This is a genomic window from Streptococcus marimammalium DSM 18627 (assembly GCF_000380045.1).
Taxonomy (GTDB): domain Bacteria; phylum Bacillota; class Bacilli; order Lactobacillales; family Streptococcaceae; genus Streptococcus; species Streptococcus marimammalium.
The window spans coordinates 1-23036 of sequence record NZ_KB904362.1; the positions used below are offsets into that span (position 1 = coordinate 1).

General features: G+C 32.1%; 20 protein-coding genes. 18 read left to right on the forward strand and 2 right to left on the reverse strand.

The genetic code is table 11. The features are described from left to right. Positions 1–183: helix-turn-helix domain-containing protein (locus tag A3I1_RS0107270; RefSeq protein ID WP_018370623.1), on the reverse strand; the 183-nt coding region annotated here is incomplete at its 3' end. A 162-nt stretch (positions 184–345) separates the two neighbouring features. Here A3I1_RS0107270 and A3I1_RS08405 point away from each other — a divergent pair. The 14 genes from A3I1_RS08405 to A3I1_RS0107345 all read left to right on the forward strand — a co-directional run bounded on the left by A3I1_RS08405 (position 346) and on the right by A3I1_RS0107345 (position 18472). Continuing rightward, a complete protein-coding gene (locus A3I1_RS08405; protein WP_336884514.1) occupies positions 346–573 on the forward strand; it encodes a DUF1146 family protein in 228 nt (75 codons plus the stop codon). Between the two features lie 49 nt (positions 574–622). Then, complete coding sequence (gene murA, locus A3I1_RS0107285) at positions 623–1894, forward strand: UDP-N-acetylglucosamine 1-carboxyvinyltransferase (RefSeq protein ID WP_018370624.1); 1272 nt, start codon at positions 623–625, stop codon at positions 1892–1894. Positions 1895–1896: 2 nt separating this feature from the next. After that, the gene (locus tag A3I1_RS0107290; RefSeq protein WP_018370625.1) at positions 1897–2085 is read left to right on the forward strand and encodes a DNA-directed RNA polymerase subunit beta; all 189 of its coding nucleotides are present in this window, start codon (positions 1897–1899) and stop codon (positions 2083–2085) included. A gap of 33 nt (positions 2086–2118) precedes the next feature. Continuing rightward, positions 2119–2988 carry a DNA/RNA non-specific endonuclease gene (locus A3I1_RS0107295; protein ID WP_018370626.1) on the forward strand — a complete coding sequence of 290 codons (870 nt, stop codon included), beginning with the start codon at positions 2119–2121 and terminating at the stop codon, positions 2986–2988. 182 nt (positions 2989–3170) lie between these two features. Then, a complete protein-coding gene (yycF, locus tag A3I1_RS0107300) occupies positions 3171–3881 on the forward strand; it encodes a response regulator YycF (protein WP_018370627.1) in 711 nt (236 codons plus the stop codon). Then, positions 3871–5223: a cell wall metabolism sensor histidine kinase VicK gene (vicK, locus tag A3I1_RS0107305; protein ID WP_149031823.1), complete on the forward strand. Its 1353-nt coding sequence runs from the start codon at positions 3871–3873 to the stop codon at positions 5221–5223. The genes yycF and vicK overlap by 11 nt, the downstream gene beginning before the upstream one ends. Beyond that, a complete protein-coding gene (locus tag A3I1_RS0107310; protein WP_018370629.1) occupies positions 5224–6030 on the forward strand; it encodes an MBL fold metallo-hydrolase in 807 nt (268 codons plus the stop codon). Between the two features lie 101 nt (positions 6031–6131). Then, entirely contained in the window at positions 6132–6827 is a 696-nt protein-coding gene (rnc, locus tag A3I1_RS0107315; protein ID WP_018370630.1) for a ribonuclease III, read from the forward strand. Continuing rightward, a complete protein-coding gene (smc, locus tag A3I1_RS0107320; protein WP_018370631.1) occupies positions 6828–10367 on the forward strand; it encodes a chromosome segregation protein SMC in 3540 nt (1179 codons plus the stop codon). It begins immediately after the preceding gene. Positions 10368–10668: 301 nt separating this feature from the next. Continuing rightward, entirely contained in the window at positions 10669–11712 is a 1044-nt protein-coding gene (gene pheS / locus A3I1_RS0107325) for a phenylalanine--tRNA ligase subunit alpha (RefSeq protein ID WP_018370632.1), read from the forward strand. 63 nt (positions 11713–11775) lie between these two features. Beyond that, positions 11776–14178 (forward strand): phenylalanine--tRNA ligase subunit beta, encoded by a 2403-nt coding sequence (gene pheT, locus A3I1_RS0107330; RefSeq protein WP_018370633.1) that lies wholly within the window; start codon positions 11776–11778, stop codon positions 14176–14178. Positions 14179–14415: 237 nt separating this feature from the next. Then, on the forward strand, positions 14416–16584 hold the full coding sequence (nt5e, locus tag A3I1_RS0107335) for a cell surface ecto-5'-nucleotidase Nt5e (protein WP_018370634.1): 2169 nt from the start codon (positions 14416–14418) through the stop codon (positions 16582–16584). Between the two features lie 133 nt (positions 16585–16717). After that, a complete protein-coding gene (locus tag A3I1_RS0107340; protein WP_018370635.1) occupies positions 16718–17794 on the forward strand; it encodes an ABC transporter permease in 1077 nt (358 codons plus the stop codon). 9 nt (positions 17795–17803) lie between these two features. Next, entirely contained in the window at positions 17804–18472 is a 669-nt protein-coding gene (locus A3I1_RS0107345) for an ABC transporter ATP-binding protein (protein WP_018370636.1), read from the forward strand. Positions 18473–18534: 62 nt separating this feature from the next. On the opposite strand, the gene A3I1_RS0107350 is transcribed toward A3I1_RS0107345, so the two are convergent. Then, positions 18535–19038, reverse strand: a complete 504-nt coding sequence (locus A3I1_RS0107350) for a DUF308 domain-containing protein (RefSeq protein WP_018370637.1) — start codon at positions 19036–19038, stop codon at positions 18535–18537. 178 nt (positions 19039–19216) lie between these two features. Here A3I1_RS0107350 and mvk point away from each other — a divergent pair, with 178 nt between their 5' ends. Genes mvk through fni form a run of 4 tightly spaced genes read left to right on the forward strand, consistent with a single transcriptional unit; the run spans position 19217 to position 23021 of the window. Continuing rightward, entirely contained in the window at positions 19217–20098 is an 882-nt protein-coding gene (gene mvk, locus A3I1_RS0107355) for a mevalonate kinase (protein ID WP_026216816.1), read from the forward strand. Beyond that, entirely contained in the window at positions 20080–21012 is a 933-nt protein-coding gene (mvaD, locus tag A3I1_RS0107360) for a diphosphomevalonate decarboxylase (RefSeq protein WP_018370639.1), read from the forward strand. The genes mvk and mvaD overlap by 19 nt, the downstream gene beginning before the upstream one ends. Position 21013: 1 nt before the next feature. Further along, positions 21014–22033, forward strand: a complete 1020-nt coding sequence (locus A3I1_RS0107365) for a phosphomevalonate kinase (protein WP_018370640.1) — start codon at positions 21014–21016, stop codon at positions 22031–22033. Next, on the forward strand, positions 22023–23021 hold the full coding sequence (gene fni, locus A3I1_RS0107370) for a type 2 isopentenyl-diphosphate Delta-isomerase (protein ID WP_018370641.1): 999 nt from the start codon (positions 22023–22025) through the stop codon (positions 23019–23021). Before A3I1_RS0107365 ends, fni begins: the two co-directional genes overlap by 11 nt. Positions 23022–23036: the final 15 nt, after the last annotated feature.

Genomic DNA, 23036 nt, shown 5'->3' on the forward strand with positions numbered 1-23036 from the left:
CTGTTTGACTTGTTTAACAGTCCCGCGTTTGAGCTCACGAGAGATGGTAGAGCGATTTCTTCCAAGACGTCTTGCAATTTCAGCGGGTTTCAAACTTTCTGAGAGATAGGCTTCAATTTTCCCTCGTTCAGCTTCTGAAAGGTGGCGATAGGACTGTTTTGTGGTAGAATAGTGAGTGGACATGTTCATCTTTCCTTTATACTTTGTTCGCAACTTTAGTATATCAGATGAACATGTCTTTTTTGTTGCACCTCATTTTACAACGGGGCTTAAAATTATAACTTTAACGACTTCAAACTATTTACTGTCATCTCTTCTTTTTTTTGTTATAATAGTAGAATGGAAATGATAGATTTAATAGTTCGTTTTATCAGTCACCTGGCAATGATAGGGATTACTTATCAATTATTAATCTCTTTATTTGATTGGGGAAAAATAACCAAACAACCAGCATTAAATATTAGAAAACTGAAGTTACTTATTTTGTTTATTAGCATTAGCATTGGTTTTTTGGTTAGTAATTTTATTGTTACAATAATAGAAATATCACAAAGAATAATTTTATTCTTTTAAAGAAAATATTAGACTCGATAATAACTTAAGAACAGAATGGAGACATATTATGGATAAAATTATTATTGAAGGTGGTAATACACGCTTAGAAGGGGAAGTGATTATTGAAGGAGCAAAAAATGCTGTCCTTCCTCTTTTAGCAGCCACTATTCTTCCTTCAAGGGGAAAAACACTTTTAAAAAATGTACCAATTTTATCTGATGTCTATATAATGAACCATGTTGTTCGTGGTTTAAATATATCAGTTGACTTTGATGAAGATAAAAAAGAAATATTGGTAGATGCAACTGGTGACATATTAGCAACAGCACCTTATGAATATATTAATAAGATGAGAGCCTCAATTGTTGTTTTAGGACCCATCTTGGCTCGTAATGGATATGCTAAGGTTTCAATGCCAGGGGGTTGTACAATTGGTAGTCGACCAATTGATTTACATTTAAAGGGCTTAGAAGCAATGGGAGCCGAAATTCATCAAGAAAATGGTGATATTACTGCCACTGCTAAACGTTTAAAAGGAACTCATTTTTATATGGACTTTCCAAGTGTTGGAGCTACTCAAAATTTAATGATGGCTGCAACGTTAGCAGAAGGAAAAACAATTATTGAAAATGCTGCAAGAGAACCAGAAATAGTTGATTTGTCTCTACTATTAAATAAAATGGGAGCAAATATTAAAGGAGCTGGAACAGAAACAATTACGATTGTTGGTGTTGATAACTTACAAGGTGCTGAGCACTGTGTCGTTCAAGACAGAATTGAGGCAGGTACTTTTATGGTCGCATCTGCTATAACTAGTGGAAATGTACTTATTAGAGATGCAATTTGGGAACATAATCGTCCTTTAATTTCAAAATTAAGGGAGATGGGTGTTGATATTTCTGAAGAAGAAGGTGGAATTCGTGTCAAATCTGATCTTAATAAATTAAAACCCGTCACTGTTAAAACCATGCCTCATCCGGGTTTTCCAACTGATATGCAAGCACAATTTACTGCCTTAATGGCCATGATTAAAGGTGAGTCAACGATGATTGAAACAGTATTTGAAAACCGTTTTCAACATTTGGAAGAAATGAGACGAATGGGATTAAGCATAGAGATTTTACGTGACACAGCAATTATTCATGGTGGTAGACAGCTTCAAGGAGCTCCAGTCATGTCAACTGATTTAAGAGCAAGTGCAGCTCTTATTTTAGCAGGGATGGCAGTGAAAGGTACAACTACTGTTGGAAAATTAAATCACCTTGACCGTGGTTATTATCAGTTTCATAAAAAATTAGCCAAACTTGGTGCTAACATTAAAAGACTTAGTGGAGAATAGGGATGAAAGAAAGATTTTTTGATGTTGCTAAAAAATTTGGTTTAGTAGCATTAGTAGCTATTTTAAGTATTTGTTTTGTAGCAATTGGTTTAATGATAGGTTTTAGTTTTTTTGGTGGTGGAGACGACCCTTTGTCTATTTTATCAATAGACAACTGGCAAGCAATCATTAGTAAATTCACTGGAAATTAACTAACAGCAAGCTAAATGAAATGAAAGGAACAAATGGCTAAAAAAATAAAAAAACAACAAAAAGCAATTATTTCTTTACTTTCAGTGATCATTGTTTTTGGACTATCTTATATTGTTTCAAATGAATCTATATCAAATAATCATCCAATTAAGCAATTTGCACAATTATTTGTTGAAGATAAAGCTAAACAAAATTTAGAAAATTTTTCGTCTCAAGATAGTACTCCTGATGAAGGTTTAGCAAGATCAGTTTTAACAAGCAATGTTATTAGACAAATTGGCCAAAATTTTGAGTGGAATAATGCAGGTGCGTTTGTTATTAACCACAATAAAACCAACTTAAATGCAAAAGTGACGAGTGCACCTTATATAGATATTAAAACCAAGCAAATAAGAGGAGAAGTAGTTCCAACGGTGGCCAATGCTTTATTAACGAAGGCTACACGTCAGTATAAAAACAGAGAAGAAACAGGTAATGGCTCAACCTCTTGGACCCCTCCTGGTTGGCATCAAGTATATAATTTAACTGGGGATTATGACCATGCAGTTGATCGAGGGCATCTTATTGCATATTCATTGATTGGGAACCTGAAAGGATTTGACCCTTCGGCTAGCAATCCTTTAAATGTTGCCACACAAACAGCTTGGTCTAATCAGGCAAATAGTGATTCATCCACAGGGCAAAATTATTATGAAACAATAGTTCGTAAAGGATTAGATAATCACCAAACTATTCGTTATCGAGTGACTTTAATTTATGATAATAATGATATTGTTGCAAGAGGTAGACAAATTGAAGCCAAATCTTCAGATGGTTCAATTGAATTTAATGTTTTTATTCCAAATGTTCAAAAAGGGATAAAAATTGATTATTTAACTGGTAAAATTTCTTTAACTGATTAATGCTTCTCTTAATTGGGGAAGTTTTTATAATTTAAATACTTTTTATTAGTACTTAGTAATTGAAAGTTTCTATTTTTTTGTAAATTTGATATAATTTAGGAAATAATTATCTATACTAACTTGTAAAAAGAAGCTACATAAAAATTGATTGGAAAAATTTAAAAAGAATAGAGAGAGGCATTATGAAAAAAATACTAGTTGTTGATGATGAAAAGCCAATTTCAGATATCATTAAATTTAACTTAACAAAAGAAGGATATAATGTTATAACTGCTTTTGATGGAAGAGAAGCTTTAGAAAAATTCCATGATGAAAAACCAGATTTACTTATTTTAGATTTAATGTTACCTGAACTTGATGGTTTAGAGGTGGCAAAAGAAGTCAGAAAAACAAGCCACCTACCTATTATCATGCTTTCAGCAAAAGATAGTGAGTTTGACAAAGTAATTGGGTTAGAAATTGGAGCTGATGATTATGTCACAAAACCATTTTCAAATAGAGAATTACTTGCTCGTATTAAAGCACATTTACGTCGTACTGAAAATATTGAAACGGCAGCCTCAGAAGACAATAAAAAAGGATTAAAGCCAACAATTATTGTTGGAGATTTAGAAATCCTTCCAGAAGCTTTTGTAGCAGAAAAACATGGTTCTGAAATTGATTTAACCCATCGAGAATTTGAATTGTTACATCACTTAGCAACTCATATGGGTCAAGTAATGACGCGAGAGCATTTGTTAGAAACTGTTTGGGGATACGACTACTTTGGTGATGTTAGAACTGTTGATGTCACAATTCGTAGACTCCGTGAAAAAATTGAAGACCAACCAAGTCGTCCAGAATATATTTTAACACGTCGTGGTGTAGGTTATTATATGAAAAATTATGAGTAATGTAACAGATGATTTAACACTTTTTGAACTATCTCTATTAGTTTTATTAACAGTTGCAGCAATTTATTTTGTTTATTCAGCTTTAAAAGATTACCGTCAAGCTAAAACAATTAAACAAATGAATGAAAAAATTTATTCATTGATGGCGGGTGATTACTCGGAAATTCTTGATGTCAAATCAAGTCAGGATTTAGTTGAACTAGCTGAAAACATTAATGATTTATCACGAGTTTTCCATTTAACACATGATAAGTTATCACAAGAAACCAATAGATTGTCAAGCATTCTTGCTTATATGAGTGATGGTGTCCTTGCAACAGATCGAGCTGGTAAAATTATTATGATTAATGATACTGCTCAAAAACAGTTGAATTTAACAAGAGAAGAAGCACTTGAATTAAATATTTTAGATATTTTTGATGCTGATAATAAATACACCTATCATGATTTAGTATCAAAAACACCTGAAGTCGTTCTTAATCGTCGTAATGACATTGGGGAATTTATTACACTTAGAATTAGATTTGCCTTAAATAGACGTGAAAGTGGTTTTATTTCAGGTTTGGTTGCTGTTTTACATGATACAACAGAGCAAGAAAAAGAAGAACGAGAGCGTCGTTTATTTGTTTCTAATGTTAGCCATGAGTTAAGAACACCTTTAACATCAGTTAAGTCCTATTTAGAGGCTCTAGATGAAGGAGCGCTAAAAGACGAAATTGCGCCAAATTTTATTAGAGTATCTCTTGATGAAACTAATCGTATGATGCGAATGATTAATGATCTTTTAAATTTATCTAGAATTGATAATCAAGCAATTCAACTTAATGTTGAGTTGACAAATTTTACATCCTTCATGACTTTTATCTTGAATCGTTTTGATCAAATTAAATTAAATCGAAAAACTCCTGAAAAAAAATATTCGATTGTAAGGGATTATCCTCTTCAATCTATTTGGATTGAAATTGATACAGATAAAATGACACAAGTAATTGATAATATTATCAATAATGCGATTAAATACTCTCCAGATGGTGGAAAAATTAAGGTTAATATGAGAACAACTGATACTCAGCTCATTATTTCAATTTCAGATGAAGGTTTAGGTATTCCTAAAAAAGATCTACCTCTTATTTTTGATCGTTTTTATCGTGTTGATAAAGCAAGAAGTAGACAACAAGGTGGTACAGGTTTAGGTCTTGCTATTGCAAAAGAAATTATTAAACAACATCATGGTTTTATTTGGGCTAAAAGTGATTATGGTCAAGGCTCAACCTTTACAATTGTTTTACCATATGAAAAAGATGCTATTTCTGTTGATGAATGGGAGGATACTGTCGGATAGATGGAAGAAGATTTAGGATTTAGGTATAGTGTTTTAGCATCGGGTTCAACTGGAAATTCCTTTTATATTGAAACACCTAAAAAAAAATTACTTATTGATGCCGGTTTATCTGGGAAAAAAATTATTCAACTATTATCTGAAATAAATCGAAAAGCTGAAGATTTGGATGCGATTTTAGTTACTCACGAGCACAGTGATCATATTCAAGGTGTAGGAGTTTTAGCAAGGAAATTTAATTTAGACGTTTATGCCAATGAAAAAACATGGTCTGTTATGGATAAATTAATTGGTAAATTAGATAATGCACAAAAGTATATTTTTGAACCTGGTACCACTAAAGTATTTGGTGATTTAGACATCGAAAGCTTTGGGGTTAGCCATGATGCGATTGATCCACAATTTTATCGTATTATGAAAGATAATAAAAGTTTTGTTTTATTAACTGATACTGGATATGTTAGTGATCGCTTATCAGGATTGATTAAAAATGCGGATGGTTATTTGATTGAATCAAATCATGATGTTGATATTTTACGCTCGGGAAAATATCCTTGGCGACTTAAACAACGTATTTTATCGGATGAAGGCCATCTTTCTAATGATGATAGTGCTGAAACAATGATTAGAACTTTGGGAAATAAAACCAAAAGAATTCATCTTGGGCATCTTAGTCAAGAAAATAATTTAAAAGAACTAGCCAGACTTACGATGGAAACGGAACTTTTAAGAGCTGATTTTGGTGTAGGACAAAATCTCACAATTTATGATACTTCACCAGACTCTGCATCACCATTATTAAAGTTATAATAAAAATTAATAAATATCTTATAAGAATGTTACAACTCAGAATAGTTATTCTGAGTTTTTTTTGTTATAATAATGACAAGAATTAGTCGAAAGGAGAGAAAATGAGGGCCTTAGATAAGAAGCTAAAAAATGATTTTGGAATTACTTTTCACAATAAAAAATTATTAAAGACAGCTTTTACACATACTAGCTATGCTAATGAACATCGCCTCCTAAAGATTTCACATAATGAGCGTTTGGAATTTTTAGGAGACGCCGTTCTTCAAATGATTATTTCTCATTATCTTTTTAGAAAATATCCTAAAAAAGCAGAAGGTGAACTTTCAAAAATGCGTTCTATGATTGTTCGTGAAGAGAGTTTAGCTGGTTTTTCCAGATTTTGTGAGTTTGATAAATATATTAGATTAGGTAAAGGTGAAGAAAAGTCAGGTGGTCGTAATCGTGACACTATTTTAGGAGATTTATTTGAAGCTTTTTTAGGTGCTTTATTACTTGATTCTGGTGTTGAGAATGTTGAGGATTTTCTTGCCCAAGTGGTGATTCCTTTGGTAGAGGAGGGAAAATTTGAACGTGTTTTAGATTATAAGACAAATTTTCAAGAATTACTCCAATCACAAGGTGATGTTTTAATTGATTATAAGGTGATTAAAGAATTTGGTCCTGCCCATAATAAAACCTTTGAAGTTGTTATTTTAGTTGATAATAAAGAGGTAAGTTCGGGTATTGGAAAATCAAAAAAACTAGCAGAACAAGAAGCAGCAAAAAATGCTCTTGAAATTTTAAAAAAGAGGTTATAAATGTACTTAAAGCAAATTGAAATGTATGGTTTTAAGTCTTTTGCAGATAAAACAAAAATTGATTTTAATCAAGGAATTACGGCTGTTGTTGGTCCAAATGGATCTGGAAAGAGTAATATCACGGAAAGTTTAAGATGGGCTTTGGGAGAGTCAAATGCTAAAAATCTTCGCGGAGGTAAAATGCCTGATGTTATCTTTTCTGGTACTGAAAGTCGAAAAGCTCTTAACTATGCTCAAGTAACCGTGATATTAGATAATAGCGATGGTTTTATTGCAAATGCTGGCAAGGAGATAAAAGTAGAACGCCATGTCTATCGTAATGGTGACAGTGATTATTTAATTAATGGTAAAAAAGTTCGTTTAAAAGATATTCATAGTTTGTTTATGGATACTGGACTAGGAAGAGATTCTTTTTCAATTATTTCACAAGGGCGTGTTGAAAAAATTTTTAACAGTAAGCCAGAAGAAAGACGAGCTATTTTTGAAGAGGTTGCCGGAGTTTTAAAGTATAAAACTAGAAAAAAAGAAACAGAATCAAAACTCAATCAAACACAAAATAATTTAGATCGATTAGATGATATTATTTATGAGTTGGATAATCAAATTAAACCCTTATCAAAACAAGCTAAAGCCGCCAAAGAATATCTATCATTAGAGGATAAAAGAAAAGCTCTATATCTTGATATTTTAGTGGCTGATATCATTACTTATAAAGAAAATTTATCAGATAAAAAAGCTAAGTTAAAAGAAGTTTCAGATAATTTAAAGCACTTTTATGCTAAAAAGGATTCTTTAGAAAAAGAAAATCAATCCTTAAAATTAAAACGTCATCAATTATCTGAACAAAAAGATAAGCTTCAAAATAATTTGATAGAATTAACTCAACTTATTAGTGAACTTGATAGAAAAATTGATATTATCACTTTAGAATCCAATCAAAAAGAAGAAAAACAAGCTCAGACAAAAACAACTTTAGATAAAATTGGTCAAGAGCAAGTTCAATTAAAACAATTTTTACAAGCTAAAAAAGATCATTTTAAATTTTTAGAAGAAAATAATTATCAAATTAATCAAAAAATTTCTACTCTTGAAAAGGAGTTAGAGCGTTTTTCAACGCATCCAGATGATATTATTGAGCGTTTTCGAGAAGACTTTGTCAGTTTAATGCATCAAGAAGCTGATTTATCAAATCAATTGTCATCTATTTCTGTTGTTATTGAGAATCAAGAGGAATCTTTAAAAGATAAGGCAAAAGAAAAAGAGCAGCTGACAATTGAATTAGAAATCTTAAAGAATAATCTTCAAAGTACAAAAAAATTACATGATGATTCTAAACAAGAGGTTGAAAGTCTTTTAAAAGAGTATCAATCACAAGTTTTTGATTTATCTAAATTAGAGAAATTGTATCAGGAAAATCAAACAAATTTATTTGATTTATTAGATCAATTAAAAAGTAAGGAAGCAAGGAAAAATAGTTTAGAAGCTATTGTTAAAAATCATAGTCAGTTTTATAGTGGAGTTAAATCTGTTCTTCAGCATGCTAATGAATTAAAAAATATTATTGGTGCTGTTAGTGAGAAGATTTCTTTTGAAAAAAAATATCAAACTGCTATTGAAGTTGCTCTTGGTGCTAGCAGTCAACACATTATTGTTGCTGATGAAATGGCAGCTAAACGCTCTATTGAATTTCTTAAAAAAACTAGACAAGGACGTGCTACATTTTTACCACTAACGACAGTTAAACAAAGACAGTTATCTTCTCACCACCAAAAACAATTAGTAAAAGTTAAAGGCTACCTTGGTTTGGCTAGTGAATTAATATCATTTGATTCAAAATTGACTACTATTTTTCATTACTTACTAGGCACAACTGCTGTTTTTGAAAATACTGACCAAGCTAATGATGCTGCTCGGTTGGTAAATTATCAAGTGCGTATAGTGACTCTTGATGGAACTGAAATTCGTCCTGGGGGATCTTTTTCAGGAGGTGCAAACCGTCAAAATAATACCTTATTCATTAAGCCTGAACTAGAACATTTGACTATCGCTATCGACCAGTTAAAAGAAAAAGTATTGGCTAATGAAAAACATGTACAATCTTTGAAAAATGATAGAGTTTTGCTTTCTGACAATATTGAGCAAACAAAAACTGAAGGTGAAAAAGCACGATTAAAAGAACAAAGACTATCAATTGAAGTGTCGCGTCTAACTAAACAGTTAGCTGATAAAGAAACATTCCTTAAACATCTTGAAAACAATCAAAAAAATACTAACCTTCAAGCTTTAATACAAGAAAAAGAAGCTATTATTACTAAGATAAAGGAAATATCTAAGGAAAAATTATCAGTCAGTAAGGAAATCGATAAAATTAAGAAAAATAAAGATAGTATTATTGAAAAGGTTGATTCATTAAATAGGATTTTGTCTAAAGAGCGTTTAATTGAGCGTGATTTGATTAATGAATTAAAATTTGAACAGGATAATATATTGAGGATAGAAGAAAATTTGACTCAGTTGGAGATTGACTATGAACAAAACAAAAATATTCTTGAGTACCATCTTAACTCTGTCAATGAGAATCAATTGTCGACTTTTAAACTTCAACTAGATAAAGCAAAGAAGAAAAAAGAGGACAATCAATCACAATCAGAACGTTTGCAATTTGAGTTTGACGATTGTGAAGGGGCTCTAGATGATATTTCAGAACAAATTCAAAAAATGAGTCAGCAAAATGAGAAGTTTATTAGAACACAAACACAATTAGAGTCACAAATTGATCAGATTAGTGGTAAACTTTATCATTTTGCAACTCTTTTATCAGAGGATTATCAGTTTAGTTTTACAAAAGCCCAAGAAAAAGCCAGAAAAATTGAAAACATGTCTCAAGCAAAAGAGGAGTTAAAACTATACCATAGTGCTATTAAAAAACTTGGACCGGTGAATTTGGATGCTGTTGAGCAATTTGATAAAGTTAAAGAGAGATTAGATTTCTTAAATGTTCAAAAATCGGACTTGATCAGTGCTAAGGAATTATTGTTATCAACTATTCATGATATGGATGATGAGGTAAAAGTAAGATTTAAAACAACCTTTGAAGCTGTTAGAGATAGCTTTAAACAGACCTTTAAACAAATGTTTGGTGGAGGAACTGCAAATTTACAATTAACAGAAGGTAATCTATTAACATCAGGTGTGGAAATCTCTGTCCAGCCTCCAGGTAAAAAAATCCAATCACTCAATTTAATGAGTGGTGGTGAAAAGGCTCTTTCTGCTTTAGCACTATTATTTGCAATTATTCGTGTGAAGACAATTCCATTTGTTATTCTTGATGAAGTTGAAGCGGCTCTTGATGAGGCTAATGTTAAACGCTTTGGAGATTATTTGAATCGTTTTGATAAATCAAGTCAATTTATTGTCGTAACCCATAGAAAAGGAACAATGGCCGCAGCTGATAGTATCTATGGTGTTACTATGCAGGAATCTGGTGTTTCAAAGATTGTATCAGTCAAATTAAAAGATGCTGAGAAATTGGTTCAGTAAAAAAGTATTGATGTAAAAAGATTCACATTTTTTGTTTCTCTATATCTTGCTAACTAGTACAAAATTTGTTACAATAAGAATAATTTAATACTTATCTATGAGACTAGTAACTAAAGGAAAGCTTAACAGGGAATGTGGACCATGACTGGAAGTTCACAAAGTATTAATTTAGTGAATTCACTCAATGAAAGATAGTCAAATTAAGATCTAGTTTAACTAGATGAAAACGGATGGTACCGCGTGTCAACGCTCCGAATAATTGGAGCTTTGGCATTTTTTTATTGATTAAGAAAGGATTATAATGACACTACAAGAAGAATTACATGCGTTAAAAAATGAAACCTTACAAATGATTGAAAACTTGGCCTTGGATGGGGATAAAGAGCTTCAAGATCTTCGCGTTTTTGTTCTTGGGAAAAAAGGAAAACTGACTGAAATTTTAAAAGGTTTAAAAGATTTATCTAGCGAAATGCGTCCGATTATTGGAAAAGAAGCTAATGAAGTTAGAGACATCTTGACAAAAGCTTTCGAAGAAAAAGTGATTGCCATTTCAAATAATAAAATAGCAAAACAGCTAGAAGCAGAGAAAATAGACGTGACATTACCTGGAAAACAACTTAAATATGGGAACAGTCATGTCTTAACTCGAATCAATGAGGAAATTGAAGATATTTTCTTAGGTATGGGATTTCAAATTATTGATGGATTTGAAGTAGAAACAGATTATTATAATTTTGAGAGAATGAATTTACCCAAAAATCACCCAGCCCGTGATATGCAAGACACATTTTATATTACCGAAGAAGTTTTATTAAGAACGCACACTAGTCCTGTTCAAGCAAGGACTTTAGACAATCATGACTTCTCCAAAGGTGCTCTTAAGATGATTTCACCTGGTTGTGTTTTCAGGCGTGATACAGATGATGCCACACATAGTCACCAATTTCATCAAATTGAGGGGCTAGTTGTTGGTGAAAATATCTCAATGAGTGATTTAAAAGGGACTCTTCAAGTGATTAGTCAAAAAATGTTTGGTGATGATCGAAAAATTCGCTTACGACCTTCATACTTTCCCTTCACCGAGCCCTCAGTTGAAGTCGATGTTTCTTGTTTCAAGTGTGGTGGTTCTGGTTGTAATGTTTGCAAATATACTGGCTGGATTGAAATTTTAGGAGCTGGAATGGTTCATCCAAACGTTCTTGAGATGAGTGGTGTTGATGCTCAAAAATATTCAGGCTTTGCCTTTGGACTAGGTCAAGAACGTATTGCTATGTTACGTTATGGTATTAACGACATCAGAGGTTTTTATCAAGGTGACGAACGTTTTAATGAGCAATTCAATTAATTTGTCGTTTTTGAGCCTCATTTCATTTGAATTAATGAATACACAGTAAATGAAAGGAAAAATATGTTAGTTAGTTATAAATGGTTAAAAAAACTAGTTCCTATTGATGTACCAAGTTCAGAATTAGCAGAAAAAATGTCAACCACTGGGATTGAAGTGGAAGGTGTTTCGAAACTAAATGATGGCCTATCCAAATTAATTGTAGGGCAAATTGTTGAAAAAGAAAAAATTCCAGACACACACTTGACCGTCTGTCAAGTTGATATTGGTGAAGAAGAACCTATTCAGGTCGTTTGTGGTGGCAAAGTAGTTGATTTAGAAATGAAAACAATTGTTGCCATTCCAGGTGCAAGAATTGTTGGTAATCGAAAAATTAAAAAAGGAAAAATTAGAGGAGTTGAATCCTATGGTATGCTTTGTTCCTTGAGTGAAATTGGTGTACCAGATGCTGTTATTCCTAAAGACTATCAAGATAATATTTACCGTCTTCCTGATGATGCTCTTGTGGGTGATTCAATTTTTAAATACCTTGATCTTGATGATGAGATTATCGAATTAGCGATTACCCCTAACAGAGCTGATGCTTTATCAATGAGAGGAGTAGCACACGAAGTTGCTGCTATCTATGATAAACCTGTTCAATTTGAAGAAAAAACACTTGTAGAAACAGACAAAAGAGTTTCAGATTTACTATCTGTACAAGTTGCCAATCAAGAAATTTCTTTTTATGCTGCGCGTGTGGTTGAAAATGTCGTGATTAAACCAAGCCCACAGTGGCTACAAAATATTTTAATGAATCAAGGCATTAGACCAATTAACAATGTGGTTGATGTGACTAATTTTGTTCTACTTTATTTCGGTCAACCAATGCACGCTTTTGATTATGATAAGTTTGAAGAAAAAGCTATTGTTGCAAGACTTGCCAAAGAAAACGAGAAAATCATCACTTTAGATGAAGAAGAAAGAAGCTTAACGTCAGAGGATATGGTGATTACTGTTGCCGATAAACCTGTTGCTCTTGCTGGAGTTATGGGAGGTCAATCAACTGAGATTGATGACAATACTCAGACAGTTGTTCTTGAAGCTGCTGTTTTTGATGGGCAACATGTTAGAAAAACAAGTAGTCGTCTAAACCTTAGATCGGAATCATCATCACGTTTTGAAAAAGGGATCAATCAAGCTACAGTCCTTGAAGCGCTTGATTATGCTGCCAGCATGCTATCAGAATTGGCAGATGGTGCTGTTTTATCTGGTGTTATCTCTTCTGGAGAATTACACTTAGAGGATAAAGTGGTCTCTTCCAATCTTGATTATGTCAATACACGTCTTGGAACGGAACTTGTCTATACTGATATTGAAAAAATAATGGCTCAATTAGGGTTTGGTCTTAATGGCAATGCTGATGATTTTTCTGTCTCAGTACCGCCACGTCGTTGGGATATTTCTATTGAAGCTGACCTTGTTGAAGAAATTGCTCGAATCTATGGTTACGATAAGTTGCCAACAACTCTACCAAGTACAGGAGGAACGGTTGGTGAACTAACAAAAACTCAAAAATTACGTCGAAAAGTAAGAAATATTATTGAAGCACAAGGTCTATCAGAAGTGATTTCTTATGCTTTAACAACACCAGAAAAAGCTGTTGCCTTTACTCAAAATCCAAAAGAATTAACTGAATTGATGTGGCCAATGACGAGTGATCGCTCTACTCTAAGACAAAACATGATAGCAGGAATGCTTGATATTGTTGCCTATAATAAGGCTCGTAATCTTAAGAATATTGCTATTTATGAAATTGGTAAAATTTTTGAACCAAAAACAGAGCATACAGCACCACTACCTAATGAAACCAGCAAATTAGCGTTTGCTGTGACTGGTTTAGTAACGGAAAAAGATTTCCAAACCAAAGCAACACCGGTTGATTTCTTTTATGCCAAAGGTATCTTAGAAACCTTATTTAATCAGTTAAATATCTCTGTTAGTTATCAAGCGACAACGATTGAAAATATGCATCCAGGAAGAACAGCTCTAATCTTGAAAGATGATGTTGTTCTTGGTTTTGTTGGGCAAATTCATCCTCAAATGGCTAAAGATTATGATCTTTCAGAAACTTATGTTGCAGAAATTGATTTGCAAAAAGTAGAAGACCTATGGCAATCTCAAATCATCTTTAAAGAGATTACTAAATACCCAGCTGTTTCAAGAGATTTAGCTGTACTTGTTAATATTAATGTGACACATGATGACATTATTTCTGTTATTAAGAAAGCTAAGGTTAAGAATCTTAAAGATATTAAATTATTTGATATCTATAGTGGTACTAACATTGAAGCTAACAAAAAATCAATGGCATACAGTTTCACTTTCCAAAAAGAAACGGATAGCTTAACTGATGAAGAAGTGACTAATTATATTGAGAAGATTATCACAGCTCTTGCTATTGAATTGGATGCTGATATTAGATAAAAGAAAGGATTTATCCTCTCTTTTTAATTAGTGTGGCATTATATTTGAATCATTTAAAAAAGGTAGTTTTTCTAAATGATCAAAACAATAAATCATATACAGAAAAAAAATTGGATAGGCTCTACTTTAATTAGAAGTTTTATCTTTTAGACATTTGAAATTAAAAAAAGTTTAATTGTAATGACTAACATAAAAAGGTATAATGACAGTGTAACAAAAAAATAATTGGAGAAATTTATGAAAAAGAAAACCTTACTAATTCCTGCACTATCAACTCTATTAATATCAACTACTGTTTTAACTAATACTGTTTATGCAGATGAACCTGTAGAAAGCACCAATTCTGATTTGTCTGTTACACTTTTACCTAAATCTGAAAATACTGAAATAGTTACATCAGAAGCACCAGCTAAGACAAAAGAAGTTCTTCCAGAAAAGACTATAATCAGTGAACCAATAAGTGAAGAATCACAACCTAAAGTAACTGATAAAGATAACAACAATAATCAGACTGATGAAGAAATTCTTGTAGTTCCTGAGACTGATAACGTAATCACTATCATCAATACCAATGATATTCATGGTCGTATTGAAGAAGGTAGAGGTGTTATTGGTATGGCTAAATTAGCTACGATTGTCAATGAGACTAGATCTCAGGGTGAAACTCTGGTTTTAGATGCTGGTGATGCCTTCCAAGGGATGCCAATTTCAAATAGTAGTAAAGGTGAAGATATGGCTAAGCTAATGAACCTAATTGGTTTTGATGCTATGGCTGTAGGGAATCATGAGTTTGATTTTTCTCTTGAACAAGCCATCAAATTAGAGAAAATGCTTGAATTCCCATTACTCAGTGTTAATACTTATGTTGATGGAGTTAGATTATTTAAACCATCTGTTATTATTGATAAAGATAAAACAGTTGAAGGTGATGAATTTGTTGTGATTGGTGTGACAACACCTGAAACAGGGACAAAGACTCATCCTAAAAATGTAGAAAAGGTTGTCTTTAAAGACCCTATCTCTGAAGTTGAAAATGCTATTGCAGAAATAGAAGCACGTGCTAAAGCAGATGGTATTTTATATAAAAACTATATTGTTTTAGGACATCTAGGAATCGATGCAAGTACTAAAAAAGAGTGGCAAGGAAGCACAATGGCTGAAGCATTGTCTAAGAATCCGTTATTAAAAGACAAACGTGTTTTAATGATTGATGGTCATTCTCATACTCTTGCTGAAGCAACTTATGGGGACAATACTATCTATTCTCAAACAGGTAGCTACTTAAACAATGTTGGCAAAATTGTTCTTACAAAAGATGATATGAAAGTATCATTTATTAACTCCGAACAAGGTAAAGGCTACAAGGCTGATCCTGAAGTGGCTGCTGCAGTTTCCAAAATTAAAGAACGTTTTGAAAAAGTCAATGCAGTTGTTGTTGTTGATGCTAGTCCTGTAGAACTTCAAGGGGAAAGAGAAAACGTTCGTGTGCGTGAAACTAATCTGGGTAACTTAATTTCTGATTCTCTTTTAGAATATAGTAAGACAGGTTTTTCACGTCCAAGTAACCTTGCAGTAATGAATGGTGGTGGGATTCGTGCTACTATTCAAAAAGGTCAACCAATCACTAAAGGTGATATTATTGCCATTCTTCCTTTTGGTAACTTTATTTCTCAAATTAAAGTAACTGGAAAACAAGTTGTTGATATGTTTGCTCATTCATTGGGGTCTATGATTCAAAAAAATTCTGAAACTGATGAAGTAATCAGAGATGAAAATGGTCAACCGCTTTTAAGTGCTAGTGGTGGTTTCTTGCACGTTTCTGGTGCTAATGTTTATTATGATACCAACCTTGAAGGAGAAGCTCGTATTCTTTATGTTGAGTTATTGAATCCTGAAACTGGAAAAGTTGAACCAATTGATTTAACTAAAGATTATTACCTCACAACCAACGACTTCTTAGCTGCCGGCGGAGATGGCTATGACATGCTTGGAGGCGCTCGTGAAGAAGGACCTTCAATGGACGTTGTTTTTGCTGAATATCTTGAAAATGTAGATCTTAAAGGCTATCAAGTAATCAATCCAAATTCTCGTCTCATTTCTATTGATTCAACCTTAGACACTGATAACGATGGATTCCCAGATTTTATTGAGTTTATTCTAATGACTGATCCTACAAATCCGATGAGTAATCCAAGTATAAGAGATCAACAACATGATAATCAAATGATGATGTCTATGGATAAGAAAAAATCTGGCTCATCTAAGCAAGTACCTGTTTCTTATGCTAAGAAGTATGAAACATTACCTAATACCGGAAGTTCAAATGATATAACGTTAATTCTATTAGGATTGACAATGTCAACATTAGGTTTATATGGTATTAAAAAAAGAAATTATGGACGCTAATTACTTTTTAGTGTGCTAATATAAAAAGAGAGATTTAAAATCTCTCTTTTTTCTTTTAGATACTAATTGTATTAGCATTATTTGTTGGAATAAGTTATTATATGTAGTAGATATAAAGTAGTAAGGAGCGGTCATGTTTTTAGCAGTAGAAGAAATGAAGCAAAATAAGTTAAGATATAGTTTAATTTTAGGTTTGTTATTTTTAATTTCCTATCTTGTCTTTTTCTTATCAGGTTTGGCTTATGGCTTAATTCAAGAAAATAAATCTGCAGTAGATAAATGGGAGGCAAAATTGATATTACTTTCTAGTGATGCTAATCAAAGTTTAGCAGCTTCAAGATTTGATTCAAAAATGATTGAAAATATAGAAGGTGATAATCTTGCTCTTTTAGCTCAAAAATCAACAGTAGGCTGGAGCAAAAAAAATCCTAGTCAAGATGATAAAGTGAAATTATCACTCTTTGGTATAAAAGCTAATGAATTTTTAGTCCCTACTATTTCAGAAGGACGAGAGTTTAATGCTCCTAATGAAGTTGTCGTTGATAATTCTTTAGCTGAGGATGGTGATTATCAAATAGGAGATAATATAAAATTGGCAGATACTGATGAAACATTAACTATTGTTGGTTATACTAGCGGCTCTCGTTTTAGTGTATCTCCAGTTGTTTATCTTGATTTTAATAAATTTCAACAAATAGTTTATGGTGATACTCTGCCAGATGGAGTTTCTTATACCAATGCTATTGTTAGTAAAGATAATATTGATTCCTATGATTCAAATATTTTAGAAAAACTTAACATTCCTGATTTTATTGAGAACTTACCTGGCTATAAGGCACAAAATTTAACTTTTGCTTTTATGATTGGTTTTTTAGTCATAATCTCATCAATAGTAATCAGTATTTTTATCTATGTTTTAACTACCCAAAAAATTCAAATTTTTGGATTAATGAAAATTCAAGGACTATCAAACTTTTATATCTCAAAATCAGTTTTGGCACAAACCTTCTTATTAAGTTTTGTAGGAACTTTTTTAGGTTTTCTTGGAACCTGGTTAAGTTCACTCATACTACCAAGTTCTGTCCCTTTTGAAAATAATTGGTTATTCTATGGTGCAATTGCACTAGCCATGGTTTTCTTTGCTATTTTTGGTGCACTATTTTCTGTCAGGTCAGTGGTCAAAATAGATCCTTTAAAAATGTTAGGTTAGGAGACAGATATGACAATATTAAAATTTCAAAATGTTAGTAAAGAATTTAAGGATGGATCGGCAACAATTCAGGCATTAAAACCAACCAATTTTTCAATTGAAGCTGGTGAATTTGTTGCCATTATTGGACCATCTGGTTCAGGGAAAAGTACTTTTTTAACTATTGCTGGTGGTTTACAAACTCCAACTAAGGGAGATTTAATTATTAATCAACACTCTTTTACAACGTTAACTGAAAAAGAACGTGCTCGTCTACGTTTTTCAGAAATTGGCTTTATTTTACAAAGCTCTAATCTTATTCCTTTTTTAACAGTTGAAAAGCAGTTAGACTTGGTAGATAAAATAAATAAACATAACCAAAAAAATAAGCAACAACAATTATTTAATGATTTGGGTATTGGCACTCTAACCCAAAAATTTCCCAAGGATTTATCGGGTGGAGAACGTCAAAGAGTGGCTATTGCAAGAGCCCTATACAATGATCCTCAGTTAATTTTAGCTGATGAACCAACAGCCAGTTTAGATAGTTTTAGGGCATTTGAAGTGGTTGATTTACTAGCAAAAGAAGCTAAAGAAAGAAAAAAAGCTATTATCATGGTTACTCACGATAAAAGAATGATAGGAAAATGTGATAGAGTCTATGAGATGAATGATGGTGTGTTAAAACTATATTCTTAAATATTTAAAAAAGTAAGTCTTATGATAAAACTTACTTTTATTACTATTTAAATTTGTATGCATTAATGTGGTTTCTGATAATAATATATTAGTGAGATAGAACCAATAACCATTAATAAAAGTGAAAGAAAATAACCAATCACGCCTGCTGAAAAACTAGGATTCAAAAGAAAAATAATTCCTAGTAAAAATATTACCAGTGAATAATCTGTTATACTAGCTTTATTTAATAATTGTTTATTAAAACGATTATTGATTTTTAAATTAATAACACTGATAATTAAGAGTGCTAGACCAATAAAACTCATAACGATTTGACTAAGTGAAAAAGCAGAACTTGTTAATAAGATTATTCCAATGATGATTTTCATCAAACTTTGAAGTAGTAACCAATTGTTTTGGAATTGTTTTTCTACTGTTAGATAGGCACGAAGATTAAATAATCCCATCAAAGTTATAATAAATGCTACTATCCAGGCGATGGAAGCAATGCTAACTAAAGGATTGAAAAATAAATATAGTCCCAAAAGCAAACATCCTATACCAAAATATAGTGGTGTTTTCATTAAATTCCTCCTTTGACATTATCATTGCTATTATAAATAGATTTTATCATAAAGTCAAAGAGAAATTGTTATATTATTCTTATCCTAACTGATAAGATTGTTTCATTTTTGATAGTCGCTTTTTTTAATGAATTATATTAAAATAATAAGGTAGAATAAATTAATGGCTAACAAGGGTATTATGAAAAAAAATATTGGAATTGGTAAATCTCATGGTAAAATTATTTTAATTGGGGAACATTCAGTAGTTTATGGTTATCCTGCTATTTCGCTTCCTTTAAAAAATATTGAAGTTATTTGCAAAATATCACCATCAGAAAGTCTCTTTCGTTTTAAAAAAAATGATACCTTATCAACAGCAATTTTTTCAGCTTTGGATTATTTAAAGATAAGTAAGCCCCGTATCTCTTATAATATAGTTTCTAGTGTTCCAGAAAAAAGAGGAATGGGCTCTTCTGCAGCTGTTAGTATTGCAGCAATTCGTGCTGTTTTTGATTATTATAATGAAACCATTGATGATACAACACTTGAACTATTAACTAATCAAGCTGAAATCATTGCTCATGTTAATCCTAGTGGGTTAGATGCTAAAACCTGCTTAAATGATAAAGCGATTAAATTTATTAGAAATGTTGGTTTTTTAAACCTACCTATTGATCTAAATGCTTTTTTAGTCATTGCAGATACAGGTATTCAAGGTCACACTAGAGAAGCTATAAAAAAAGTAGAATCTTTAGAGGAAAAAGCCATTCCACATTTAAAACGTTTAGGAGAACTTGCCAATATAATCGAAGAATCTTTAAAAACTAAGGATGTTTATAATATTGGTCAAGCCATGACGGCTGCTCACAAAACACTTAGACAATTAGGAGTGAGTGCTAAAGAATCTGATCATCTTGTTAATGTTGCTATAAAAAATGGTGCCTTAGGCAGTAAGATGACCGGAGGAGGCTTGGGAGGCTGTATTATAGCCATTTGTCAAACACAAAAAGAAGCTGAAGAAATAAGTTTTCAGCTAGAAAAAGAAGGAGCCATTAAGACATGGATAGAAGCCCTGTAAGTGCGAAATCTTATGCTAATATCGCAATTATCAAATATTGGGGGAAAAAAGATAGTCAAAAAATGATTCCATCAACTAGTAGTATTTCTTTAACATTAGATAATTTGTATACTGAGACACAACTAAGTTTACTAGAAGATGGTAAAGAAGATCTTTTTTATATCAACGGTGTTTTACAAAATGAAGAAGAACACCAAAAAATGAGTCAAGTTTTAAATCTTTTTCGAAAAGATTTAAGCCAATTTGTAAAAATTGATACAAGAAATAGTATGCCAACTGCAGCTGGCTTATCTTCAAGTTCTAGTGGATTATCAGCTCTAGTGAAAGCAGCTAATTCTTTTTTTAATACTGATTTAAAACAAGAAAAATTAGCACAAATTGCAAAATTTGCTTCTGGTTCCTCTTCAAGAAGTTTTTTTGGTCCTGTTGCCGCCTGGGATAAAGACACTGGTGAAATTTTTCGAGTTGAAACTAATTTAAAAATGGCCATGATTATCTTAGTTTTAAATGATCAAAAAAAGACTATTTCAAGTAGAGAAGGAATGAAAAGATCTGTTGAAACAGCTACAAATTTTTCAAAATGGGTCAAGCAATCTGAAAAAGATTACAAAAACATGCTTGCCTATCTAAAAGCTAATAATTTTGAAAAAGTTGGTCAATTAACAGAGAAAAATGCTTTAATGATGCATGAAACAACATCTGCCTCTAACCCTTCATTCACTTATTTATCTGATAAAACTTATGAAGCGATGGCTGATATCAAGAAATTAAGATTAGAAGGTGAACGTTGTTATTTTACAATGGATGCAGGTCCAAATGTTAAGGTACTTTGTTTGGAAAAAGATCTTGAAAGACTTGCTGAAAAATTAGCATCTCGTTACCGAATTCTAGTGTCTAAAACTAAGGAATTATAGGATGTCTGAAAAAATAATTAAAACTACAACTTGTGGAAAGATTTATCTTGCTGGTGAATATGCTATTTTAACTCCAAATCAAGTGGCTATTATCAAAGATATTCCTATCTATATGACAGCTCAAGTCTATCCATCAAATGATTTTCGACTGTCATCAGATATGTTTGATTATTATGTTGATTTAAATGATGATGATAATTATGCCCTTATTCAAGAAAGTGTTAAAACAATGGCTTCTTATCTCAAACTTAAAAACAAAACTTTAACGCCTTTTTCTATACAGGTAACTGGGAAAATGGAGAAGGATGGCAAAAAAATTGGAATTGGCTCAAGTGGTAGTGTCACTGTCTTAATCCTAAAAGCTTTATCATTATTTTATCAGATTAATTTAACAAAGGAAGAGTTGTTCAAATTGGCAGTGTATACCCTTTTAAAAAGGGGGGACAATGGCTCGATGGGAGATGTTGCCTGTGTTGTCTATGAAGCGTTAATTTATTATCGCTCTTTTGATAGGCAGCGCGTGAAAAATTGGCTTTTTGAGATGACTTTGCAAGAATTATTAGAAAAAGATTGGGGTTTTTTAATAAAACCTGTTAACAATAGCTTATCTTTCACTTTTTTAGTTGGTTGGACAAAACAACCCTCCATTTCTTTTCAAATGATTGAAAAAGTAAAAGCTTCAATAGATAAAATATTTTTAGATTCTTCAAAAAAAGAAGTTGATGACTTATATATAGCCTTAAAAACAGGTCATAAAGAAAAAACAATAAAAAGTTTATCTACACTGGGTCAATTATTAGAAAACCTACATCCAAGTATTTATAGTTCACAGCTAAAAGCATTGAAAAATGCCACTTATCAATTAGATGCTGTTGCTAAGAGTAGTGGAGCAGGAGGTGGTGATTGTGGAGTAGCCCTTGTTTTTGATGATAGGTCAAGGTTAGAAATCATTAAACGTTGGAAACAAGAAAACATTAGTCTATTATATCAAGAAGAAATGAGAGGATTACATGATAAATAGAAAAGATGAGCATATTAAATATGCATTAAACTATCAGTCACCCCATAATAGTTTTGATGATGTTGAACTCATTCATTCGTCGTTACCAGACTATGATTTGGCAGCCATTGATTTGTCAACGCACTTTGCTGGTATCGATTTCCCTTTTCCCTTTTACATTAATGCTATGACTGGTGGTAGTGAAAAAGCTAAAATTATCAATTATAAACTGGCTCAAGTAGCGGAGGCTTGCGATATTTTATTTGTTACAGGTTCTTACAGTGCAGCTCTAATCAATAATGCGGATGATTCGTTTAACGTCAAAAAAGAATTTCCAAATTTAAGATTTGCGACCAATATCGGCCTTGATAAATCTTATTCAGATGGCTTAAAAGCAGTAGAAGACTTATCACCTTTAGTCTTGCAGCTTCATGTTAATGTTATGCAAGAATTATTAATGCCAGAAGGAGAAAGAACCTTTAAGCATTGGAAAGATAACTTACGTAAGTATTCTAATGATTTCCCAGTACCAGTTATTTTAAAAGAAGTTGGTTTTGGTATGGATGCCAAAACAATTGCTTTTGCAACTCGGTTAGGAATTAAAACCGTTGACATCTCAGGTCGTGGTGGGACCAACTTTGCCTATATCGAAAATCAGCGAGGAGGTAATCGTCCTTACTTAAACCAGTGGGGTCAAACCACCGTTCAGACGTTGTTAAATTGTCAGCATCTTTTTGGAGATGTTGAAATTTTAGCTAGTGGAGGTGTAAGACATCCTCTTGATATGGTAAAAGCAATGGTACTTGGAGCAAGAGCTGTTGGTCTTTCAAGAACTGTTTTAGAATTAGTGGAAACACATTCAATTAAAGACGTTATTAGTATTATTGAAGGATGGAAAGAAGACCTACGCATTATCATGTGTGCTTTAAATAAGAGAACAATCGCAGACTTAAAAACTGTTGATTATCTCCTTCATGGCGATTTAAAACAAATAAATAAAAAAAATTAAGGGGTTATTTAACCT

What these genes read in the sequence shown, in the direction of transcription:
- smc (WP_018370631.1), top strand. Translation starts at nt 6,828, where the DNA reads ATGTACTTAAAGCAAATTGAAATGTATGGTTTTAAGTCTTTTGCAGAT.
- mvaD (WP_018370639.1), top strand. Translation starts at nt 20,080, where the DNA reads ATGGATAGAAGCCCTGTAAGTGCGAAATCTTATGCTAATATCGCAATT.
- A3I1_RS0107290 (WP_018370625.1), top strand. Translation starts at nt 1,897, where the DNA reads ATGAAAGAAAGATTTTTTGATGTTGCTAAAAAATTTGGTTTAGTAGCA.
- A3I1_RS0107340 (WP_018370635.1), top strand. Translation starts at nt 16,718, where the DNA reads ATGTTTTTAGCAGTAGAAGAAATGAAGCAAAATAAGTTAAGATATAGT.
- pheS (WP_018370632.1), top strand. Translation starts at nt 10,669, where the DNA reads ATGACACTACAAGAAGAATTACATGCGTTAAAAAATGAAACCTTACAA.
- A3I1_RS0107345 (WP_018370636.1), top strand. Translation starts at nt 17,804, where the DNA reads ATGACAATATTAAAATTTCAAAATGTTAGTAAAGAATTTAAGGATGGA.
- yycF (WP_018370627.1), top strand. Translation starts at nt 3,171, where the DNA reads ATGAAAAAAATACTAGTTGTTGATGATGAAAAGCCAATTTCAGATATC.
- A3I1_RS0107310 (WP_018370629.1), top strand. Translation starts at nt 5,224, where the DNA reads ATGGAAGAAGATTTAGGATTTAGGTATAGTGTTTTAGCATCGGGTTCA.
- murA (WP_018370624.1), top strand. Translation starts at nt 623, where the DNA reads ATGGATAAAATTATTATTGAAGGTGGTAATACACGCTTAGAAGGGGAA.
- fni (WP_018370641.1), top strand. Translation starts at nt 22,023, where the DNA reads ATGATAAATAGAAAAGATGAGCATATTAAATATGCATTAAACTATCAG.
- pheT (WP_018370633.1), top strand. Translation starts at nt 11,776, where the DNA reads ATGTTAGTTAGTTATAAATGGTTAAAAAAACTAGTTCCTATTGATGTA.
- A3I1_RS0107350 (WP_018370637.1), bottom strand. Translation starts at nt 19,038, where the DNA reads ATGAAAACACCACTATATTTTGGTATAGGATGTTTGCTTTTGGGACTA.
- A3I1_RS0107365 (WP_018370640.1), top strand. Translation starts at nt 21,014, where the DNA reads ATGTCTGAAAAAATAATTAAAACTACAACTTGTGGAAAGATTTATCTT.
- nt5e (WP_018370634.1), top strand. Translation starts at nt 14,416, where the DNA reads ATGAAAAAGAAAACCTTACTAATTCCTGCACTATCAACTCTATTAATA.
- A3I1_RS0107295 (WP_018370626.1), top strand. Translation starts at nt 2,119, where the DNA reads ATGGCTAAAAAAATAAAAAAACAACAAAAAGCAATTATTTCTTTACTT.
- rnc (WP_018370630.1), top strand. Translation starts at nt 6,132, where the DNA reads ATGAGGGCCTTAGATAAGAAGCTAAAAAATGATTTTGGAATTACTTTT.
- A3I1_RS08405 (WP_336884514.1), top strand. Translation starts at nt 346, where the DNA reads ATGATAGATTTAATAGTTCGTTTTATCAGTCACCTGGCAATGATAGGG.